At 62.7% G+C, this 19,751-nt stretch carries 16 protein-coding genes and 1 other RNA gene; all 17 read left to right on the top strand.

All coding sequences use genetic code 11. The annotated features are described in order from the left end of the window. Positions 1-4 precede the first annotated feature (4 nt). The gene (locus E8Q41_RS05730; protein WP_137154563.1) at positions 5-1,198 is read left to right on the top strand and encodes a J domain-containing protein; all 1,194 of its coding nucleotides are present in this window, start codon (positions 5-7) and stop codon (positions 1,196-1,198) included. Beyond that, positions 1,195-2,502 carry a J domain-containing protein gene (locus E8Q41_RS05725; protein ID WP_137154562.1) on the top strand — a complete coding sequence of 436 codons (1,308 nt, stop codon included), beginning with the start codon at positions 1,195-1,197 and terminating at the stop codon, positions 2,500-2,502. Before E8Q41_RS05730 ends, E8Q41_RS05725 begins: the two co-directional genes overlap by 4 nt. A 42-nt stretch (positions 2,503-2,544) precedes the next feature. After that, on the top strand, positions 2,545-3,750 hold the full coding sequence (locus E8Q41_RS05720; RefSeq protein ID WP_137154561.1) for an FAD-binding oxidoreductase: 1,206 nt from the start codon (positions 2,545-2,547) through the stop codon (positions 3,748-3,750). A gap of 73 nt (positions 3,751-3,823) precedes the next feature. Next, positions 3,824-4,153, top strand: coding sequence for a type II toxin-antitoxin system ParD family antitoxin (locus E8Q41_RS05715; RefSeq protein ID WP_137154560.1), 330 nt, complete (start codon positions 3,824-3,826; stop codon positions 4,151-4,153). A gap of 829 nt (positions 4,154-4,982) precedes the next feature. Further along, positions 4,983-5,378, top strand: an RNA gene (rnpB, locus tag E8Q41_RS05710) — RNase P RNA component class A. A 346-nt stretch (positions 5,379-5,724) separates the two neighbouring features. After that, positions 5,725-6,162 carry a division/cell wall cluster transcriptional repressor MraZ gene (mraZ, locus tag E8Q41_RS25825; RefSeq protein ID WP_246660092.1) on the top strand — a complete coding sequence of 146 codons (438 nt, stop codon included), beginning with the start codon at positions 5,725-5,727 and terminating at the stop codon, positions 6,160-6,162. Between the two features lie 20 nt (positions 6,163-6,182). Beyond that, a complete protein-coding gene (rsmH, locus tag E8Q41_RS05705) occupies positions 6,183-7,205 on the top strand; it encodes a 16S rRNA (cytosine(1402)-N(4))-methyltransferase RsmH (RefSeq protein WP_246660091.1) in 1,023 nt (340 codons plus the stop codon). A gap of 1 nt (position 7,206) precedes the next feature. Beyond that, positions 7,207-7,614, top strand: coding sequence for a hypothetical protein (locus tag E8Q41_RS05700; RefSeq protein WP_137154558.1), 408 nt, complete (start codon positions 7,207-7,209; stop codon positions 7,612-7,614). Continuing rightward, complete coding sequence (locus E8Q41_RS05695) at positions 7,614-9,368, top strand: penicillin-binding protein 2 (RefSeq protein WP_137154557.1); 1,755 nt, start codon at positions 7,614-7,616, stop codon at positions 9,366-9,368. The genes E8Q41_RS05700 and E8Q41_RS05695 overlap by 1 nt, the downstream gene beginning before the upstream one ends. A gap of 54 nt (positions 9,369-9,422) precedes the next feature. Further along, positions 9,423-10,868 carry a UDP-N-acetylmuramoyl-L-alanyl-D-glutamate--2,6-diaminopimelate ligase gene (locus tag E8Q41_RS05690; protein WP_137154556.1) on the top strand — a complete coding sequence of 482 codons (1,446 nt, stop codon included), beginning with the start codon at positions 9,423-9,425 and terminating at the stop codon, positions 10,866-10,868. A gap of 3 nt (positions 10,869-10,871) precedes the next feature. Then, positions 10,872-12,293: a UDP-N-acetylmuramoylalanyl-D-glutamyl-2,6-diaminopimelate--D-alanyl-D-alanine ligase gene (locus E8Q41_RS05685; protein WP_137154555.1), complete on the top strand. Its 1,422-nt coding sequence runs from the start codon at positions 10,872-10,874 to the stop codon at positions 12,291-12,293. A gap of 20 nt (positions 12,294-12,313) precedes the next feature. Next, positions 12,314-13,414, top strand: a complete 1,101-nt coding sequence (mraY, locus tag E8Q41_RS05680) for a phospho-N-acetylmuramoyl-pentapeptide-transferase (RefSeq protein ID WP_137154554.1) — start codon at positions 12,314-12,316, stop codon at positions 13,412-13,414. 7 nt (positions 13,415-13,421) lie between these two features. Beyond that, entirely contained in the window at positions 13,422-14,822 is a 1,401-nt protein-coding gene (murD, locus tag E8Q41_RS05675) for a UDP-N-acetylmuramoyl-L-alanine--D-glutamate ligase (RefSeq protein ID WP_137154553.1), read from the top strand. A gap of 136 nt (positions 14,823-14,958) precedes the next feature. Continuing rightward, positions 14,959-16,113, top strand: a complete 1,155-nt coding sequence (ftsW, locus tag E8Q41_RS05670; protein ID WP_137154552.1) for a putative lipid II flippase FtsW — start codon at positions 14,959-14,961, stop codon at positions 16,111-16,113. Positions 16,114-16,117: 4 nt separating this feature from the next. Beyond that, positions 16,118-17,242 carry an undecaprenyldiphospho-muramoylpentapeptide beta-N-acetylglucosaminyltransferase gene (gene murG / locus E8Q41_RS05665; protein WP_137154551.1) on the top strand — a complete coding sequence of 375 codons (1,125 nt, stop codon included), beginning with the start codon at positions 16,118-16,120 and terminating at the stop codon, positions 17,240-17,242. Further along, positions 17,239-18,654, top strand: a complete 1,416-nt coding sequence (gene murC / locus E8Q41_RS05660; RefSeq protein WP_137154550.1) for a UDP-N-acetylmuramate--L-alanine ligase — start codon at positions 17,239-17,241, stop codon at positions 18,652-18,654. The genes murG and murC overlap by 4 nt, the downstream gene beginning before the upstream one ends. After that, positions 18,651-19,613, top strand: coding sequence for a UDP-N-acetylmuramate dehydrogenase (murB, locus tag E8Q41_RS05655; RefSeq protein WP_137154549.1), 963 nt, complete (start codon positions 18,651-18,653; stop codon positions 19,611-19,613). Before murC ends, murB begins: the two co-directional genes overlap by 4 nt. The last annotated feature ends 138 nt before the right edge of the window (positions 19,614-19,751 follow it).

Below are 19,751 nucleotides of genomic sequence, written 5' to 3'. Positions count from 1 at the left end.
GGGGATGGAGACCTCTGACTATCCATGGTCGGCGCTCGGGATCGAACGGACGGCCGACGCTTCAGCCATCCGCAAGGCCTACGCCATAGCCTTGAAATCGGCGCGGCCGGATGAGAATCCAGAAGCGTTTCAGAGACTTCTGACCGCGCGGAACGAGGCGTTGCGGCTGGCGGTCACCGCTCCGCATGTCGGCGCAATCCTGTCGGCGACGTTATACAAGAACGAAGCCAACACAAAATTCCGCCCAGTTATCCAGTTGCTTCAGACTGAACCTGGCACGCGACTAACAGAAGAGACCGACGCCACTGCTATCCGGCAATTGTTTAAGGCGCTAGAGCAGGTAGATGTTGCCTTTGAGAAGAATGGCGATGTCGTGGCGGCTTATTGTGACGCTTTTGACGTTGTAGAGAACGCGCCCCTACAAGAGTTGGGTCAGTTTTTGGGTCCGGTCATTCGTCATATTGCAGAGGGGCTGGCGCATCGTCAGCCTCGCGCGTTCCAGGACGTTACGCTCCAAGAGCCTCGCGACATACTCGGGCCTTTCGAACAGGTCCTGATCGAGCTTGATCGTCGCTTCAAGATTTTCGGCGACGAGCGGATCCTGCTTAACTATTTTGGTTCCGATGCAGCGCTGCATTTCGCCTCTCTCCTTGCGTTTGCGATTGGACAAGGACCGGGCGGTTCCGCTTCCCGAGAAAGGCCGCCGCTCTATGTCGATGACATTTTCATCCTGACGACTTTCGCCTCGAGCAAGCGCATGCTGCGGATCTGCGATATTGCGAAGACCACGGGCCGCTTCCCACTCAACGTAGATCTTTTTGGACTGTTTTTTCCGTATTTCTTCGCTCTTTATCACCGGATTTACTGGCTTGCGGCCCTGATTGGGCTTCCACCGGTTCTCTATCTGGGCCTTACTCCAAAGGAGATGATCCCTCTTGGCGGTGCATTACAGAGCGGGCTCATCTTGCTGTATGTGGTCCAATGCCTGTGTGTGGGTATCAAGGCGGATCAATTGCGTGTTTTCCAACTTCGGCTATGGGTGGATGTGTTGAAAAGGCGTAGAAGATCGCCGGCTTATGCCTTGCGGCGCCTGGCCGAGCTTGGCGTCGCGTCTCCGCACAATGCTTGGCTGGGTGCAATATTCCTGTTTGTGCTCGCCGCGGGCATCCGCGCCGCCGTTTATGGACCCCAGCCATGACCCGTCGCTATCCCTGGACCATTCTCGATATCGATCCGACCTCCGACCAGAAGGAGATCCGCAAGGCCTATGCGCGCAGGCTCAAGGTGACGCGTCCGGATGAGGATCCTGCCGGCTTCCAGGCGCTGGTGGAAGCCCGCGACGCGGCGCTGGAGGAAAGCCATTGGGTAACGAGCGACGAGGAAGGCGAGGGCGCTGCCGAAAACGCCTCGCCGGAAGATGCGGCGGTCGCTCCAGTTGTCCCTTCAGTCGAGGCGGATGGCCCGGCGGCGGATCTGTCCGGTCGTGATCTGGCGGAGGCGGTGACGGTCGAGGCGAAAGATGCGCCCGCTCTCACGCCATCTGATCCGTCCGACGCCAAACGGGTCGTCGTCGAACTGTCCTATCCCGCGCCTGATACCGAGGCGACAGCAGGCGAGTCGCCGGCGGAGGCGCATGACGATGACGAGGAGGAGCTCGAACTCTGGGAATTGCTGGAGGAGACCCGCAAGACCCAACCCTGGCGGCGACCGCTGGATCTCTGGGGCAACGTCTTCGACGCGCTCGAAAACCTTCCGCTCAGCCAGTTCGACGAGGCGCTCGGCGTGGCGCTGCGCGACCTCCTCGACCAGATCCAATCGGGCGATCTCAAGCCGCATGACCAGCCCGGGGTGCTGCGGGAACTCGACCGGCGCTTCGACCTCCTGTCCAACGATCGCCGCATCCTCCGCCATATGCGTCCCGAGGACGCCGATTCGCTGATCGACGCGCTGTCGGACGCCGCCGAGCGGCGCGGTGCGGCCGATGCGCCCGCCCAGCCGCAAACGCTGGACGGCGTCGACGATCTCGATCCTGGCCTCGTGGCGCTCGCTTTTGCGCGCGAGCCGAAGATGATCGCCTATTTCGAGCGCGCGATTCGCGAGCGCAGCTACCCCTGGGCGTTCTCCGTGGTCGGATTGTTGTTTCCGGCGCCCTTCGCCTTCTATTACCGGCTTGGGAAACTGGCGTGGTTCGCGGCAATCTTGGCCATTGCCAACGCCATTCTGCGTTCGCCGTCAACCCGCGAGGGCTTGCCGATGGTCAACGGTTTTTACGGCCTCTTAGTCACCATTTATATCGTCGTTGCGCTCTCCACCGCCTTCAACTGGCGCAAGCTCCGGCTCGCGGCGCTCAGCGAACATCTCGCGCCGCTCAAGGCGAATGCTGCCCCCTATGAACGCTTGGCGGAGGCGGCGGCTGCTTTCGGCAAACCGGATCGGACGAAGATGGCGCTCGGCATTTTCATTCTGCTCGCCGCTGTTTTCCTGCGCCTTGTTCTGCAATAAAACTTGAACGCCATTCGCCATTTTCGAGTCCGGAGATTTCCCGTGCCCCAGTTCCAATACGCCGTGGTCGGACGCGGCCTGACCGGCTCCGCCGCCGCCCGCCATCTCGCCGAACAGGTTCCGGGCGTCGTGCTGATCGGCCCGGATGAGCCTCACGATTGGGCGAGCCATCAGGGCGTGTTCGCCAGCCATTACGACGAAGGCCGCATCACCCGCACCATCGATCCCAACGAAGTCTGGGCGCGGCTCGCCAACCGCTCGATTGCGCGCTACCGGGAGATCGAGGCGAAAAGCGGCGTGACCTTCTACGGCGAAAAGGGCTGCCTGATCTCCGGCCTCAAGACAGGCCGCAGCCAGACCTATATGGCCAATATCCGCGCCGCCGCCGCGCGGGTGGGCGTCGAGCCCGTCCTTCTGGACGACGAGGGGCTTAAGGCGACATTTTCCTATTTCAGCTTTCCCGACGGCTCCGACGCCGTGTTCGAGCCGGTGAATGCCGGCTATGTCAGCCCGCGCAGGCTGGTGGCGGCGCAGACGATCGCGGCGGAGAAGGCCGGAGCGAGCGTGATCCGCAAGCATGCGTTGTCGATCGCCCAGAAGCATGGTTACGCCGAGATCACGCTCGAGGACGGCGAGACGGTCAGCGCGGCTCGCGTGCTGGTCGCCGCCGGCGGTTTCACCAATCAGCCGGGACTTTTGCCCGACGTTCTCGACATGCAGGTCTATGGCCGCACGATCAGCCTGTTCGAAGTCTCCGAGGCTGAAGCCGCGCGGCTCGCCTCCATGCCGTCGCTGATCTTCGAAGACGAGCCGGAGGAGTTGGGCGTCTATATGCTGCCGCCGATCCTCTATCCGGACGGCAAGCATTATCTGAAGATCGGCGGCGATATGACCGATATCCTGCTCGAAAACACCGACGCCGTGCGCGACTGGTTCAAGAGCGGCGGCAGCCCCCGCAATTTCGATCATCTCGTCGGCATGATGAAGCGCCTCGTTCCCTCGCTCGACATCAAGGAGGCCCGGCCGGTGACCTGCGTGACCTCCTATCCGCATGATCAGGGCGTCCCGACCAAATATCCAGCCATCGGCCCGACCTCTGCGCCGTCGATCTTCGTCATGGCCGGCGGCTGCGGCGCCGCGGCGAAAAGCTCGGACGAAATCGGCCGGTTGGGGGCGGAACTCCTCGTGCATGGCGAGATCGTCGATCCGGCCTATCCGACTGCGGATTTCAGGCCGAGGTTTGTGTGAGGATGTCGCCGGGCGGTTCCGTTTGGCTCTTGTAGCAAAAACTGGTAGAGTCTGCTGATCGAGAGGTGCAGCTATAATATCGGCTTACAATATCGGAGATCACTTCGAAGGCTTCGTGCGCGAACTCGTCGAAAGCGGGCGTTATGAGAGCGCCAGTGATGTCATGCGCGATAGCCTCCGCCTGCTCGACGAACATAAGAAGGCGCGGGCGCTCGAACTGGAATTTCTCAAACGCGAATTTGCGGAGGGCAAAGCCAGCGGCGAGCCGCAAGAAGTTGATCCGATCCAATTCTTCAATGAGCTGAAGGCGGAGCGGCGCGCCCAGCGTGGCGAGTGTAGATCACGCTTAACCAGATCTATCAGAGATCTGTTGTGTCGTTGGCAACGTAAATTTTTTCTTTGATGGCGTATTCGTTAATCTTGTAAAATTCTGGTAATTTCTCTGTGTTGCTTCTCTTTAGACCAGTTTCAAAGATATGTAAAACGTCTGATGCCGAAACGCCGTCACATAAAAATATTTCGCCTATTTGAAATGTAATACTTTCCTGCATTTCTTCATCGAAGTCGTAAGTTTCTGTTATTTGAAATTTATTTGCGTGTAATTGATAGTATAAGCTTTTTACGGGTCTTGGGAGGTGTCGAATCTTGCTCTCCATCGCTCCCTTGAGTTCAATCAATTGCAATATTTCTTCGTAAAAATCGATCCCGTATTTTTTTGATAAAATCTCAAACACTCCTCTATGACGAATTGTAATATTTTAACGCCTTCAACCCCCCTCCGTTCGGAGATATCCAAAACCAATTCAAATCGCTTTTGCTCAATTTCTGTACGCATCGATACCTCTTCAAGCATATGTTCCGCCCGTACAAAGGCGGTATTCACCTGACGGCGCCATGCTTTGAAGCGGATTCAGGCGGCGTGGATTTCAGGTTGCATTGAAGCCTGTTTCTGTCTGTTTGTCTGCGCCTCTTCTCTCAGTTTTTGGGTGTCGGCCCGGCATTCTTTCCCGGTCTATCGATGAAAGTCTGCAGGAGTTTCCAGTCGGCTCTGGTCCGGGCGCCTGGCACTGTAGCTGACAGTCTTGGAAATCGCGGTCGAAATCTCGTTTCCGAACCGCGCCGTCGCCAAGAGGCCTGATTGCTTCCGGTCTCCACCATCGAGGTTGGTCGACATGAACGCTCTCGAAATAAAACCTTCCCATAACCGCATCCTTGCTTTATGGACCGCCTCGCCAGTCGGCCGGGCAGCCGCGCTCCGCATGTGGTCGAAAGGCCGCGGGGTGAGGAAAGTCCGGGCTCCACGGAAACACGGCGCCGGATAACGTCCGGCGGGGGCGACCCCAGGGATAGCGCCACAGAAAACAGACCGCCCGGCATGCCGGGTCAGGGTGAAAAGGTGGGGTAAGAGCCCACCGCGGATCCGGCAACGGAGACGGCATGGCAAGCCCCGCCGGGAGCAAGACCGAATAGGGACGACGCGTCCGCTTCATGCGGCAGGCCTGTTTCCGGGTCAGTCGTCCGGGTGGGTTGCGAGAGGCGTCGCGCAAGCGGCGTCCCAGATGAATGGCTGCCACGTTCCGGAGCGATCCGGAGCCTTACAGAACCCGGCTTATAGGCCGACTGGCGATTTTTTCTCTCTTCAAAAATAATTTCTCACGTAGCGTGAGGTCCCTCGCGGACCTTTCGCGGCGGCATTTCTCAACCTTTCGTTAAACTTAACAGCTTATGAATGGGAGACCGGCCTCCCGTTCGCGGGCGACCCTTCCCATTGACGCCCATATGGTCCCATGCTATCCCAAAAGCGCACTGAAAAAGGGCGACAGACAGCCCGCTTCAAGACTGGTGCAGACCGGTGGGATCATCCTTCCGGCCTGGGCGCAAAGGCGAGACAGGACCTCTCTTTCGCGTTCAAAATCAAGTGGATGACGGTTTCGCCCAGCGAGGCTCGTTTCCTGGAAGCGGAAGTATTGCGTCATGAGCCGGTTCCTTTCCAATGCGACGAACAAGGTCGACGCCAAGGGGCGGGTCTCCGTGCCATCCTCTTTTCGCGCCGTGCTTGCCGCGCAGGGGATCGAGGAGCTCTACGGCTTTCAGGATTTCCACTATCCGGCGATCAATGTCGGGGGACCCGACCTGCTCGCGCGCCTGGAAAGGCGGCTGCAGGACATGGACCCGTTTGCGCCGGAAGCAAACCGGATGTCGCTGCTCATTCATGGCGGCGGCGTTCACATGAAGCTCGATACGGAGGGTCGCCTGATGGTCACGGATTTCATCCGGACCTATACGGGGATCGAAAACGAGGCGACCTTCGTCGGTCGGGCGGATTTCTTTCAGCTGTGGCGGCCGGATCAGTTTCTGGCCGCGCAGAATGCGGCGAGACTGGAGTTGCGGGGCGAAAGCCGCGGCTCCTGATGGTGCGGGGTGACAGGACGATGACGGATCATGGCAACGGAGCGGACGATGCCATTGGCGGACCGATGCGTCATATCCCGGTCATGTTGTCCGAGGTGCTCGCGCATCTCGGGGCGGAGCAAGACCGCATCATTCTCGACGGCACATTCGGGGCCGGCGGTTACAGCCGGGCCATTCTGGCGACGGGCGCGACGGTGATCGCGCTCGATCGCGACCCCACGGCGATCGCCGGGGGGCAGGGGCTTCTCACCGAGTTTCCCGACCGCTTCAGCCTGCATCACACCAATTTCGGCAAGCTCGACGACTTCGCTCCCGAAGGCGGGCTCGACGGCGTGGTGCTCGATATCGGCGTCTCCTCGATGCAGATCGACGAGGCCGATCGCGGCTTCTCCTTCCAGAAGAACGGACCGCTCGACATGCGCATGTCGGGCGCGGGCGTCAGCGCCGCCGATGTCGTCAACCGCGCCAAGGTCAACGACCTCATCCGCATCTTCTCCTTCCTCGGCGAAGAACGTCAGGCGGGCCGCATCGCCCACGCCATCGACAAGAAGCGGCTGGAAAAGCCGTTCGAGACCACGCGCGATCTGGCGGGCCTCATCGAGATCGTCACCCCGCGCAAGATGACCGACAAGATCCATCCGGCCACCCGCGTCTTCCAGGCGCTGCGCGTCTTCGTCAACAACGAGCTCGGCGAACTGGCATCGGCGCTGTTCGCCGCCGAACGCGCGCTCAAGCCCGGCGGCCGGCTCGTCGTCGTCACCTTCCATTCGCTGGAGGATCGCATCGTCAAGCGCTTCTTCGGCGATCGCGCCGGCAAGGCGTCCGGATCGCGGCATCTGCCGGAAATCGCCGCCGCGCCCGTCATCTTCAAGCCCGAGCCGAAACAGGCGGTGCAGGCGACAGAGGCCGAGGCGGAAGTCAATCCGCGCGCCCGTTCCGCCAAGCTGCGCTGCGGCGTCCGCACTGAGGCGAAGGCCGGCAAGGCCGACGCCTCGATCTTCGACCTGCCGCAACTCGCCGACATCGAACGACTGAGAGGCTGACATGCTGCGCACGCTGGACATTCTGCTGATCGTGATCATGACGGCGGTGGCGACCATCACCTATACGATCAAGCATCGCGCCGAAGAGAAGCTCGGCGAAGTGCGCAAGCTCGAAGCCAATATCCGGCTGGAGAAGGACACGATCGACCTGTTGCGCGCCGACTGGGCGCTCCTGACCCAGCCCGCCCGGCTCGAACGGCTGATCGCGCTCTATCAGGAAGAGCTCAAGCTGCAGCCGACCGACACGACGCAGATGGTGCAGCCGGCGGAATTGCCGATGCTGAAGGCCGATCTGCCGCCGGTCGAAGAGGCCGACGCCAAGGACGGCAAGAAGAAGGCCGACGACAAGACGGCAGCGGGCAAGAAACCCAAGACGGATGACATCAAGACAGGATCGGTGGCGCGCTAATGTCCTTCCTTTCCCGCATCATGGTATTGAAGAGCAAGGCGCATTTCAGCGCCGGGCCGCGTGGTCACGAGTCCGAAAAAGGCCTGACCTTCCAGGGCGTGCGCAAGACATCGGGCCAGCAGGCCCGAAGCCGCATCGCCATCATGATCGGCGCCTTCACGCTGGTTTACGCCGTGATCGGCGGCCGGCTGGTCTATTACGGCATGACCCCGCCGGAAACGGTGTCGTCGATCCGGCCGGCGGAAAATCAGGTCGCCTCGCGCCCCGACATTCTCGACCGCAACGGCGAAATTCTCGCGACCGACGTGCGCACCGTGTCGCTGTTCGCCGAGCCGCACAAGATCGTCGACCCCGACGAGGCGGTGGAGCTCCTTTCCACCGTGCTGCCCAATCTCGATCGCAAGGCGATCTACAAGAAGCTCACCTCCAATTCGCGCTTCCAGTGGCTGCAGCGGCAGCTGACGCCCAAGCAGCAGAGCGAAATCCTGTCGCTCGGCATTCCCGGCGTCGGTTTCCGTCCGGCCAAGCGCCGGTTCTACCCGGCCGGCGACGCCGCAGCTCATGTCGTCGGTTACGTCAATATCGACAACCGCGGCGTGGCGGGCATGGAGAAATATCTCGACAATCAGGGTCTCGCCGATCTCGCCGCCATCGGCATGACCAGCACATCCGAGCTCGAGCCTGTCCGCTTGTCCATCGATCTCAGGGTGCAGAACATCATCCATGACGAGATCAAGCGCGGCCTGACGGATTTCGATGCGATCGCCGCCGGCGCCGTGGTGCTCGACGTCAACACCGGCGAAGTGCTGGGCATGGCGTCCGCGCCCGATTTCGACCCCAACAATCCCGGCGAGACTATCGACCTCAAGACCAAGAGCGGCATGAACCGCATGTCTGGCGGCGTCTTCGAAATGGGCTCGACCTTCAAGGCCTTCACCACGGCCATGGCGCTCGACTCCGGCAAAGTGTCGATGAACGACACGTTCGACGCGCGCAAGCCGCTCTATATCGGCGGCTTCACCATTCACGACTTCCACGCCACGCGCCGCATTCTCTCGGTCCGCGATGTGTTCATCCACTCCTCCAATATCGGTTCGGCGCGCATGGCTGACGCCGTGGGCGTAGAGGGGCACCGAGAATTTCTCACCCGGCTCGGCCTGCTCACCCGCATGGAGACGGAACTGCCGGAAGTGGCGGCGCCGTCCCAGCCCAAGACCTGGAAGAAGATCACCTCGATGACCGTGGCCTTCGGCCATGGCGTGTCGACCACGCCGCTGCAGACGGCGGTGGCCGGCGCCGCGCTGATGAATGGCGGCAAGCTCCTGCCGCCGACCTTCCTGATCCGAAACCAGGAACAGGCCAACGAAATCGCCAAGGCCGTGGTCAACGAGCGCACGGTGGAAAACATGCGCTACCTGTTCCGCGCCAATGTGCTCGACGGTTCGGGCAGCCGCGCCAACATCGCCGGCTTTAATGTCGGCGGCAAGACCGGCACCGCGGAGAAAGTCGTCAACGGCCGCTATGCGGGCAATGTGCGCTTCAACGCGTTCCTCTCCGCTTTCCCGGTCGAAAATCCGAAATATGTGGTGCTGTCGATCGTCGACGAGCCGAAGAAAGCCTATAAGGGCTGCGGCGTCACCGCGGGCTGCAATGCCGGCGTGATCGCGGGCAACATCATCCGCCGGGCGGGGGCGCTTCTCGGGGTGAAGGCGAAGTTCGGCCCTGATGGAAATGCCTTGCTTGTGTCTTATTGAGCGGCATAAACGATCCCACGGATTCGTTTCGAGAGACAAGACTGAGGGGGCGACATGAAACTCGGCGATGTGCTTCAAGAGGCAGGCGCGCGCATCGACGGCGCGGCTGATCAAATCGACATCACCGGCGTGACCTCCGACAGCCGACAGGTGAAGCCGGGCGACCTGTTCGTGGCGCTTTCAGGAGTCAAGACCGACGGCGGCAAGTTCATCGGCGACGCCGAAGCGAAGGGCGCCGCCGCCATTCTCGTTCAAACCGGGGCTTCGGCCTCGTCCAGCCTGCCGGTGATCGCGGCGGACGATCCGCGCCGCGCGCTGGCGCTGGCCGCCGCAGCGCTGCATCCCGGCCAGCCGGAGACCATGGTCGCCGTCACCGGCACCGCCGGCAAGACCTCGGTCGCCTCTTTCACACGGCAGATCTGGGCGCATGCCGGCTTGGCGGCCGCGCAGATCGGCACCACCGGCGTGATCGCGCCCGGCCGCATCGACGAGGGCTCTCTCACCACGCCCGATCCGGTGACGCTGCAGAAACTGCTGGCGGAACTGAAAGCCGAAGGCGTGACGCATGCCGCGATGGAGGCCTCCAGCCATGGCCTCGACCAGCGCCGTCTCGACGGCGTCAAGCTCTCCGCCGCCGCCTTCACCAATCTCGGTCGCGACCATCTCGATTACCATCCGACGATGGAAGAGTATTTCGCCTGCAAGATGCGGCTGTTCGACACGCTGATGCCCAAGGGCGCGCCGGCGGTGATCTTCGCCGATGACGAATGGTCGGACAAGGCGGCGTCGGCGGCGCGCAAGGCCGGGCTCGATGTGCGCAAGGTCGGCCGCTTCGGGGATTATCTCGTGCTGAAGCGGGTCGAGCATTATCGCGACAAGCAGGTGGCGGAGATCCATTTCGGCGACGCCATCTATGAAATCCATCTGCCGCTGGCCGGCGATTTCCAGATCGCCAATGCGCTGGTGTCGCTCGGGCTGGCGCTGTCGACCGGCGCGGACCAGGAAAAAGCTTTCGACGCGCTCGATCACCTCAAGGGCGCGCCGGGACGGCTGGAGCTGGTCGGCAAGACCTCTGAAGGCGCGCTCTGCTATGTCGATTACGCCCACAAGCCCGACGCGCTGACCAATGTGCTGACCTCGGTGCGCCCCTTCACCACCGGCCGGATCGTCACCGTGGTCGGCTGCGGCGGCGATCGCGACAAGGGCAAGCGCCCGATCATGGGCGAGGTGGCCACACGGCTTTCGGATGTGGTGATCGTCACCGACGACAATCCGCGCAGCGAAGACCCGGCCACGATCCGTTCTGAGATCACGGCCGCCGCCCCAGGCGCGATCGAGATCGGCGACCGGCATGAAGCGATCCGCCACGCCGTTTCGTTGCTTGCGGCGGGCGACACGCTGATCGTCGCCGGCAAGGGGCATGAGGAGGGGCAGAAGATCGGCGATGTCGTGCTGCCCTTTTCCGATCACGAGGAAATCCGCAACGCGCTCAAAGGATGATCCATGGCCTATCTCTGGACCAGTGAAGACCTGATCGCCGCCACCCATGGCCGCCCGCGGGGGACTTTGCCCGCCGGCATCACCGGCATTTCGATCGACTCCAGGGCGATCCAGCCGGGCGAGGCGTTTTTCGCCATCAAGGGCGACCGCGTCGACGGACATGACTACGCCAATATCGCCGCCGCCCATGGCGCGGCGCTGCTGGTGGTCAGCGAAGGCAAGCTGCCGGCGCTCGGCGCCGTCAATGCGCCGATGCTGGTGGTGCCCGATGTGCTCGAAGCCATGGAGAAGCTCGGCCGCGCCGCGCGCGATCGCTCCAACGCCCGCATCATCGCCGTCACCGGTTCGGTCGGCAAGACCACGACCAAGGACATGTTGCGCCAGGTGCTGGGCGCGGCGGGCAAGGTGCATTACTCGCCGGCCTCCTTCAACAATCACTGGGGCGTGCCGCTGACGCTCGCCCGTATGCCGGCGGACGCTGATTACGGCGTCTTCGAAATCGGCATGAACCATCCGAACGAAATCCGTCCGCTGGTGAAGATGGTGCGTCCGCATGTGGCGATCATCACCACGATCGCCGCCGCCCATCTCGGCAATTTTTCTGGCCTCGACGAAATCGCCCGCGCCAAGGCGGAGATCTTCGAAGGGGTTGCCGAGAATGGCGCCGCGCTGATCAACCGCGACATCGAGCAATTCGAGCTTCTCGACCAGTTGGCGGCCGAGGCCCACGTCGCCCACACCTATTCCTTCGGCGCCCATGCCAAGGCGGATTTCCGGCTGATCGATTACCAGCAGGAAGATCAGCACGGCGTGTTCTGGGCCATCGTCGCCGGCCGCACCATCGAGGTGGCGATCCAGGCGCCGGGCCGCCATATCGCCGAAAACGCGCTCGCCGTGCTCGCGGCCTCCTACCTCGCAGGCGCTGATCTCGACACGGTCGTATCGGCCTTCGCCGGCGTCGGCGCGGGCAAGGGCCGCGGGGCGCGCAGCCGCCTCACGACGCCGGGCGGCGCCTTCACGCTGATCGACGAGAGCTACAACGCCAATCCCGCCTCGATGCGGGCGGCGATCGCGCTTTTGGGCGCGGCAAAGCCCGATGCGGGCGGACGCCGCATCGCCGTGCTCGGCGACATGCTGGAAATGGGGGATTACTCCCCGCAGGTGCATGCCGATCTCGCCCAGCCCATTGGCGCGGAGCCGATCGATGCGGTATGGCTCGCCGGTCCCGACATGGCCTATTTGCGCGACGCCCTTGGCGACAGCCGCTCGGTGCTTTATTGGCCGACCGTGGATGAAATGAAGGCCTATGTGGTCGACAATGTCAGGCCGGGCGACGTGGTGATGATCAAATCGTCGAACGGCTCGGGATGCGGGCGGATCGTCGCTGCGCTCATGGAACAATATCCGGCGTCGACGTCGGCTTAAGGACGGAAGGAAAAGCGCGGATGCTGTTGTGGCTGGTGGAGCTCTCGGATCACCTGCAGGTGTTCAACCTGTTTCGGTACATCACCTTCAGGGCGGGAGCCGCGCTGTTCACCTCGGCGCTGATCGTGTTCTTTTTCGGACCGAAGATCATCGACTCCTTGCGCGTCCGCCAGGGCAAAGGTCAGCCGATCCGCGCCGACGGGCCGCAGACCCATTTCAAGAAGGCCGGCACGCCGACCATGGGCGGGCTGATGATCCTCGCCTCCGTCGTCGCCTCGTCGCTGCTCTGGGCCGATCTCGGCAATGTCTATGTGGTCAGCTGCCTTCTGGTGATGCTCGGCTTCGGGCTCATCGGCTTCTATGACGACTATCTCAAGGTCACCAAGCAATCGACCGCCGGCTTTTCGGGCCGCATGCGCCTGCTCACCGAATTCGTGATCGCGGCGATCGCCGTGTTCTTCATGATGCTGGCCGCCAAATCGGTGGGTCCGAACGGCATCGACATCGGTTCGTCCATCGCCTTTCCCTTCTTCAAGGACCTGCTGCTCGATCTCGGCTGGTTTTTCATCGTCTTCGGCGCCTTCGTGATCGTGGCGGCCGGCAATGCGGTGAATTTCACCGACGGCCTCGACGGTCTCGCTATCGTGCCTGTGATGATCGCCTCCGCCTCCTTCGGCGCCATCGCCTATCTCGTCGGCAATGCGGTGTTCGCCAATTACCTGCAGGTCAATTTCGTGCCGGGCACCGGCGAATTGACCGTCGTCGTCGCCACCGTCATCGGCGCTGGCCTCGGCTTCCTCTGGTTCAACGCGCCGCCGGCCGCCATCTTCATGGGCGACACCGGCTCGCTGTCGCTGGGCGGCCTGATCGGCTCGATCGCTGTGGCCACCAAGCATGAGATCGTCATGGCGATCATCGGCGGTGTCTTCGTGATGGAAACGCTGTCGGTGATCATTCAGGTGGGCAGCTTCAAGCTCACCGGCAAGCGCGTCTTCCTGATGGCGCCGATCCATCACCATTTCGAGAAAAAGGGCTGGACGGAAAGCCAGGTGGTGATCCGCTTCTGGATCATCTCGGTGATCCTGGCGCTGATCGGCCTGTCCACGCTGAAAATCCGCTGAGGACGTCATGATCCCGGTCACCACATTCAAGAACCGCCGCGTCGCTCTGTTCGGTCTCGGCGGCTCGGGTCTCGCCACCGCCGAAGCCCTGATCGCCGGCGGAGCCGAGGTCGCCGCCTGGGACGACAATCCCGACAGCGTCGACAAAGCTCGGAGCCGCGGCGTCGGAACCGCCGACCTGCGCCAGGCCGACTGGTCGAAATTCGCCGCCTTCGTGCTGTCGCCGGGCGTGCCGCTGACCCATCCCAAGCCGCATTGGACGGTGGATCTCGCCCGCGCGGCGGGCGTCGAAGTCATCGGCGACGTCGAACTCTTCGTGCGCGAGCGCCGCGCAAAGGCGCCGGCTTGCCCCTTCATCGCCATCACCGGCACCAACGGCAAATCCACGACCACGGCGCTGATTGCGCATATCCTCCGCTCGTCGGGCCGCGACACGCAGCTGGGCGGCAATATCGGCACGGCGGTGCTGACGCTCGATCCGCCGGCGAACGATCGCTTCTTTGTGGTCGAATGCTCGTCCTACCAGATCGATCTCGCCCCGACGATCAATCCGACGGCCGGCATCCTGCTCAACCTGACGCCCGATCATCTCGACCGTCACGGCACGATGCAGCATTACGCCGACGTCAAGGAACGGCTGGTCGCCGGGGCCCGCAACGCCATTGTCGGCGTCGACGACAGCTATTGCAGCCTGATCGCCGACCGCGTCGAAATGGCGGGCGTGACCGTCACCCGCATTTCGCGTCGCCAGACGCTTGAGCACGGCCTCTATGCCGATGGCTCCAGAATCATGATCGCCGACAGCCATGGCGTTCGCGGGATCGCCGATCTCGACGGCATCCAGACACTGCGCGGCGGCCACAACGCCCAGAATGCGGCCGCCGCCATCGGCGCCTGCCTCGCCGTCGGCGTCAGCGAAGACGAGATCCGCGCCGGCCTCAGATCCTTCCCCGGCCTCAAGCATCGCATGCAGCCGGTGGCCCGCAAGGCTGGGGTCACCTTCGTCAACGATTCCAAGGCGACCAATGCGGAGGCCGCGGCGCCGGCGCTGTCGAGTTATGAGAATATCTTCTGGATCGCCGGCGGCCTGCCCAAGGAAGGCGGCATCGCCGCTCTCAAGCCGCTGTTTCCGCGCATCGGCAAGGCCTATCTGATCGGCGAGGCCGCGCCGCAATTCGCCGCCACGCTCGGCAATGATGTGGCCTACGAAATTTCCGGAACGCTGGAGCGTGCCGTGGCGCATGCCGCTCAGGATGCGGCTTCTGTCGAGGGCGCCGTGGTGATGCTGTCGCCGGCCTGCGCGAGCTTCGACCAGTTCAAGAATTTCGAGGTGCGCGGCGACCGCTTCGTCACGCTCGTTTCCGAACTCGACGGCGTCGAGATGCTCGTGCCGCTCCACGGAGCCTGAAGCCTTCAGCCTGTCACAGGGTTCGGGGCGTAAGCTCCGATCCCTTGGTGATCCACCAGGCGTGGTTAATGACAAATTAAGAAATTTGCCTGCATTCTCGCGGGAAAAATCCGTTGCGGCGCGAAGAGGTGATTTGATGGTGAGCAGAGCTGAACGCGGGCCTTTGGCCGAATGGTTCTGGACGATCGACCGCCTGTTCCTCGCAGTGTTCGTGCTGCTGCTCGGTATCGGTTTCATGCTGTCCTTCGCCGCGTCTCCGGCGGTCGCCGAGCGCATCGGGCTCGACCAGTTCCATTTCGTCGAACGTCACGGCCTGTTCATGCTGCCGTCGCTGGCTGTCATGTTCGGACTATCTTTCCTAACGCCTCGCCAGGTGCGCCGCGTCGCCATGATCATGCTGCTGACGGCGCTGGTGATGATGGTGCTGGTGTTGTTTATCGGCATGGAGGTGAAGGGTTCCAGACGCTGGATCACCCTCTCTTTCCTGTCGATACAGCCTTCGGAATTCATGAAGCCCGCCTTTGTCGTGGTCTGCGCCTGGTTGTTTTCTGAAAACCAGAAGCAGCCGGACATTCCCGGCAATCTGTTCGCGATGATGTTGTTCGTGATCGTGGCGGCGCTGCTGGTGGCGGAGCCGGATCTCGGTCAGACGATCCTGACCTCGGCGGTCTGGGGCTCGATGTTTTTCATGGCCGGCATGCCTTGGTTCTGGATCATCCTGATGGCGATCGGCGGAGCGGGCGGCCTGTTCGTCGCCTATACCGTGCTGCCGCACGCCGCCCAGCGCATCAACCAGTTCCTCACCGGAGAGGGCAACACCTTCCAGGTCGACACCGCCCATGACGCCATCGTGCGCGGCGGCTGGTTCGGCATGGGGCCGGGCGAGGGCGTGGTCAAGCGCATCCTGCCCGACAGCCATACCGACTTCGTCTTCTCGGTGGCGGCGGAGGAATTCGGCGTCGTCTTCTGCATGGCGCTCGTCGCGCTCTATGGCTTCGTGGTCATGCGCGGCCTCGCGCATGCGCGCGGCGACCGCAACGATTTCACCCGTTTCGCCGTGGCCGGCCTCGTGCTGCAGATCGGCTTCCAGTCGATCATCAATATCGGCGTCAATCTCCAGCTTCTGCCCGCCAAAGGCATGACGTTGCCGCTGATTTCCTATGGCGGTTCGTCGCAGATTGCCATATGCGTGACCGCCGGTTTCGTTCTCGCACTCACGCGTCAGCGGCCGGAAAAGCGCGCGCAGGAGCGCAGCCTGTTCCGCGCACCGACTTTGGCGCCTGCGGAGTAAAAAGATGAGCAAGGGCATTATCGCTCTGGCTGCCGGGGGAACCGGCGGCCATTTGTTTCCGGCCGAAGCTTTGGGCCATGCGCTCCGGGCGCGCGGCTATTCCGTGCATCTGGTCACCGACAGCCGCGCCGAGCGCTTCGCCGGCAAATTTCCAGCCGACGAGATCCATGTCGTGCCCTCGGCCACCTTCGCCTCCAAGACGCCTTATGCGATCCTGAAGACCGGCTGGACGCTGTGGACCGGCATGCGCAAGGCGAAGGCGCTATTTCAGCGCATCAAACCATTGGCCGTCGTCGGTTTCGGCGGCTATCCCACCGCGCCGCCTTTGATGGCGGCCTCGAGCCTCGGCATACCGACGCTCATCCACGAGCAGAACGCCGTGATGGGCCGGGCCAACAAGAAGCTCGCGCCGCGCGTCGACGCCATCGCCGGCGGCTTCCTGCCGGAGAACAACGGCGCCTTCGCCGTGAAAACGCTGGTGACGGGCAATCCGGTTCGTCCTGGCGTCATCTCAGCCGCCGGCCACCCCTACCAGCCCTCTTACGGCGAGGATCCGTTCGAACTCCTAGTGTTCGGCGGCAGCCAGGGCGCGCAGTTCTTCTCAAAAGCCATCCCGGCGGCGATCTGCCTGATCGATCAGGCGCAGCGCGCGCGGCTTCGGATCGTCCAGCAGGCACGCCCCGAAGACAAGGATACGGTCGCCGCCGCCTACGCCAAGCTCAATCTTTCGGCCGAGGTCGCGCCCTTCTTCGGCGACATGCCGGAGAAACTCGCCAAGGCGCATCTTGTCTTCTGCAGGTCCGGAGCCTCCACCGTCTCCGAACTCGCGGTCATCGGCCGTCCCTCCGTGCTCGTGCCTTATCCCTATGCGCTCGATCACGACCAGGCCGCCAATGCGGCGGCGCTGAAGGCCAAAGGCGGCGCCGAGGTCATCGCGCAAGCCGAGCTGACGCCGGAGCGCATCGCCACTATCATCACTGCCGCCATGGCCGAGCCGGACCGGCTCGCCGCCATGGCGAGCGCCGCCCGCCAGACGGGCAGGCCGCAAGCCGCCGACACGCTCGCCGATCTGGTCGAAGCGATCGCCCGCGGCGAAACGGTTGCAGAATTCAAAGGGGTTCACGCATGAAAATGCCCAAGAGCATCGGGCTCGTCCACTTCATCGGCATCGGCGGCATCGGCATGAGCGGCATCGCCGAAGTGCTGCACAATCTCGGTCATAAGGTGCAGGGATCGGACCAGGCCGACAGCGCCAATGTCCAGCGCCTGCGCGCCAAGGGCATCGACGTCTTCGTGGGCCACAAGGCCGACAATCTCGGCGAGGCCGAAGTCGTGGTCGTGTCGACCGCGATCAAGAAGAACAATCCGGAACTGATCGCCGCGCGCGAGAAGCTGCTGCCGGTCGTGCGTCGCGCCGAAATGCTCGCCGAGCTCATGCGCTTCCGCAACGCCATCGCCATCGGCGGCACGCATGGCAAGACCACGACCACCTCGATGGTCGGCACGCTGCTCGAAGCCGGCGGGCTCGACCCGACCGTGATCAACGGCGGCATCATCAACGCTTACGGCACCAACGCCCGCATGGGCGAGGGCGAGTGGATGGTGGTGGAGGCCGACGAATCCGACGGCACCTTCCTCAAGCTGCCTGCCGACGTCGCGGTGGTCACCAATATCGACCCTGAGCATCTCGACCATTACGGCACCTTCGACAACGCCCGCGCCGCCTTCCGCCAGTTCGTGGAGAATGTGCCGTTCTACGGCTTCGGCGTCATGTGCCTCGACCATCCCGAAGTGCAGACCATGGTCTCCAAGATCGAAGACCGCAAGGTCATCACCTATGGCGAGAATCCGCAGGCCGACGTGCGCTTCCTCAATCTGCGTTACGAAGGCGCGATCTCGATCTTCGACGTGGTCATCCGCCGTCGCCGCACGGGAAAGGTCATCGAGATGAACGGCCTGAGGCTGCCGATGCCGGGCCGGCACAATGTCTCCAACGCCACGGCGGCCATTGCGGTCGCGCATCGGCTGGGGATCAGCGAAGAGGCCATCGCCAAGGGTCTCGCGGGCTTCGGCGGCGTCAAGCGCCGCTTCACCCATACCGGCGAATGGAACGGAATCCAGGTGTTCGACGACTATGGTCATCACCCTGTCGAGATCAAGGCGGTGCTGAAAGCCGCTCGCGACACCTGCAAGGGACGCATCATCGCCATCCATCAGCCGCATCGCTACAGCCGGGTCCACAGCCTTTTCGAGGATTTTGCCGCCTGTTTCAACGATGCCGACACGATTTTCATTGCGCCGATTTATTCGGCGGGCGAAGATCCGATCGATGGAGTCACGGCTGAAGAGCTGGTGTCTCGCATCAAATCCGGCGGCCACCGCGACGCGCGCTTCCTGTCTTCTCCGGATGCGCTCGCGCCCTTCGTGGCCGCGCTGGCGGAGCCGGGCGATTTCGTCGTCCTGCTCGGAGCCGGCAACATCACAAATTGGGCCGCGGCTCTCCCCAAGGAACTCGCGTCCCTGTCAGGAAAGAAGGCATGAAGCAGGTAGATGGCAAGAAGCTGCTGGCCGAACTCGGCAGCGCGATGCAGGATGTCAGGGGCAGGCTGACCCCGGACGCGCCGATGGACCGGGTGACGTGGTTTCGCGCCGGCGGTCTGGCGGAACTGATGTTCCAGCCGCATGACGTGGACGATCTCGTCACCTTTCTGAAGGCGCTGCCGGAAGAGGTGCCGCTGACGGTCGTGGGCGTCGGCTCCAACCTTCTCGTCCGAGACGGCGGGATCAAGGGCGTTGTGCTGCGTCTGTCGGCCAAGGGCTTCGGCGATGTCGAACTGGCCGGCGAAAACCGCATCCGCGCCGGCGCGATCTGCCCGGACAAGAACATCGCCGCCATGGCGCTCGATCACGGCATCGGCGGTTTCGCCTTCTATTACGGCATTCCCGGTTCGATCGGCGGCGCGTTGCGCATGAACGCGGGCGCCAATGGCTCGGAAACCCGCGAGCGCGTGGTCGAGATCGAGGCGGTGACCCGCAAGGGCGAACGCGTGACGCTCTCCAACGCCGACATGCATTACAGCTATCGCCATTCCGCCCCGCCGGAAGGGCTGATCTTCACCCATGGCGTTTTCCAAGGTTACGCCGAGGACAAGGCCAAGATCCGCGCCGACATGGACGCCGTTCGCCATCATCGCGAGACCGTGCAGCCGGTGCAGGAAAAGACCGGCGGCTCGACCTTCAAGAATCCCGAGGGCCATTCGGCCTGGAAGCTGATCGATGAAGCAGGCTGCCGGGGATTGCAGATCGGCGGCGCGCAGATGTCGCCGCTGCACTGCAATTTCATGATCAATATCGGCCAGGCGACGGCGCATGATCTCGAAAAGCTCGGCGAAATCGTTCGCCAGCGTGTCTTCGAAAATTCCGGCGTGCTGTTGGAATGGGAAATCAAGCGCATCGGCGATTTCATGCAGGGTTATGAAGTGGCGGCTTTCGCGCCCTGATGTGCTGCGCCGTCATTGTCGATCATGTCAAAGGGCCGTTCGCGGCCCTTTTTGCTGCGCAGATGATTGATCCCCGCCATCGGATGATATGTTATGATTGTACAGGCGGATAGACTCCGACAGTCTTTGCGAAAAGAC

The sequence above is a fragment of the Rhizobium sp. FKL33 genome (genome assembly GCF_005222915.1).
Classification (GTDB): domain Bacteria; phylum Pseudomonadota; class Alphaproteobacteria; order Rhizobiales; family Rhizobiaceae; genus Rhizobium_E.
This window is presented reverse-complemented; position numbering and strand designations above follow the sequence as displayed.

Coding starts and splice junctions, on each gene's coding strand:
- murD (WP_137154553.1), top strand. CDS start 13,422: ATGATCCCGGTCACCACATTCAAGAACCGCCGCGTCGCTCTGTTCGGT.
- rsmH (WP_246660091.1), top strand. CDS start 6,183: ATGACGGATCATGGCAACGGAGCGGACGATGCCATTGGCGGACCGATG.
- mraY (WP_137154554.1), top strand. CDS start 12,314: ATGCTGTTGTGGCTGGTGGAGCTCTCGGATCACCTGCAGGTGTTCAAC.
- E8Q41_RS05730 (WP_137154563.1), top strand. CDS start 5: ATGGAGACCTCTGACTATCCATGGTCGGCGCTCGGGATCGAACGGACG.
- murG (WP_137154551.1), top strand. CDS start 16,118: ATGAGCAAGGGCATTATCGCTCTGGCTGCCGGGGGAACCGGCGGCCAT.
- ftsW (WP_137154552.1), top strand. CDS start 14,959: ATGGTGAGCAGAGCTGAACGCGGGCCTTTGGCCGAATGGTTCTGGACG.
- murB (WP_137154549.1), top strand. CDS start 18,651: ATGAAGCAGGTAGATGGCAAGAAGCTGCTGGCCGAACTCGGCAGCGCG.
- E8Q41_RS05725 (WP_137154562.1), top strand. CDS start 1,195: ATGACCCGTCGCTATCCCTGGACCATTCTCGATATCGATCCGACCTCC.
- E8Q41_RS05685 (WP_137154555.1), top strand. CDS start 10,872: ATGGCCTATCTCTGGACCAGTGAAGACCTGATCGCCGCCACCCATGGC.
- E8Q41_RS05700 (WP_137154558.1), top strand. CDS start 7,207: ATGCTGCGCACGCTGGACATTCTGCTGATCGTGATCATGACGGCGGTG.
- murC (WP_137154550.1), top strand. CDS start 17,239: ATGAAAATGCCCAAGAGCATCGGGCTCGTCCACTTCATCGGCATCGGC.
- E8Q41_RS05695 (WP_137154557.1), top strand. CDS start 7,614: ATGTCCTTCCTTTCCCGCATCATGGTATTGAAGAGCAAGGCGCATTTC.
- mraZ (WP_246660092.1), top strand. CDS start 5,725: ATGAGCCGGTTCCTTTCCAATGCGACGAACAAGGTCGACGCCAAGGGG.
- E8Q41_RS05690 (WP_137154556.1), top strand. CDS start 9,423: ATGAAACTCGGCGATGTGCTTCAAGAGGCAGGCGCGCGCATCGACGGC.